This is a genomic window from Nocardia cerradoensis NBRC 101014 (genome assembly GCF_000308535.1).
Classification (GTDB): domain Bacteria; phylum Actinomycetota; class Actinomycetes; order Mycobacteriales; family Mycobacteriaceae; genus Nocardia; species Nocardia cerradoensis.
Window position 1 is genome coordinate 1 of the sequence record NZ_BAFW01000093.1, and the last position, 1,252, is coordinate 1,252.

At 66.5% G+C, this 1,252-nt stretch carries 1 protein-coding gene; it reads left to right on the forward strand.

Features of this window, described 5'->3' with window-relative positions; translation table 11 throughout:
• Positions 1-1,252: PucR family transcriptional regulator (locus tag ON23_RS10205; protein WP_039777789.1), on the forward strand; the 1,252-nt coding region annotated here is incomplete at both ends.

The following is a 1,252-nucleotide window of genomic DNA, read 5'->3' on the forward strand; positions in this document are numbered from 1 at the left end:
TGTCGTCGCCGTTGAAGGATGTGTGGTCACTGTCGCGGCACATGGTCGGCCACTTCGTCGAAAACGTCGCCCCCTGCGGCACCCTGCCCGGCGACGCCATCCACGGCGACATCACCACCATCACCCGCACCTGCCTCGAACTCGCCATCAGCCTCCTCGACGGCCGCGACATCCCCGAAAAAACCGAACGCCTCAAAGACGCCGCCGCCGCCTGGGCCCGCGAAGGCGTCCCCATCGACACCATCCACCACGCCATCCACGAAGGCTTCAAAATCGGCTTCGACCTCGTCGTCACCAACGCCACCACCAAAACCCGCACCAACAGCGGCGGCAGCAGCAGTAATGGCGGTGGCAGCGCAGGCAACGATGACGGTGAGCCCACACTCACCCTCACCCACACCGACTACACCAACCTCCTCCAAGGCGCCAAACTCCTCGTCGAAATCCTCGACACCATGACCACCGCCGTCTCCCACGCCTACGTCCGCGAACTCCGCGCCGTCGTCTCCGAACACCACAACGCCGTCCACACCCTCACCTCAGCACTCCTCGGCGGCCACCCCACCTCCACCATGGCCCGCGAATGCGGCATCGAAATCGCCGACAACTACCACATCCTCGCCCTCCACATCCCCCCACACCCCGACCAAGCCAACCCCCACCTCGACCCCACCATCATCGCCCGCCGCAAACTCCGCCGCATCCAAGCCGCCCTCGCCACCACCACCCACACCACCACCCTCTCCCTCCTCTCCACCGACGGCGGCACCCTCCTCATCCCCACCACCACACCCACCGACCTCGACACCCTCATCACCCACCTCTCCCACGCCGCCCGCGTCCCCATCACCGCCACCACCACAACCACCCCCACCACCGACATCCCCACCGCCACCGACCAAACCCACCAACTCCTCGACATGGTCACCCGCCTCCAATCCATCCCCGGCCTCTACCGCTTCGACGACCTCGCCCTCGAATACCAACTCACCCGCCCCGGACCCGGACGCGACCACCTCGGCACCCTCCTCAACCCCCTCGACCACCACCCCGAACTCCTCACCACCCTCCAAACCCACATCGCCAACAACCTCAACCGCCAACGCACCGCCCGACTCCTCCACGTCCACACCAACACCGTCGACTACCGCCTCAAACGCATCGCCCAACTCACCGGCTTCGACCCCACCCAAGCCAGCGGACTCTGGTACCTCCGCAGCGCCCTCGTCGCCCGCACCTACACCACCGCATG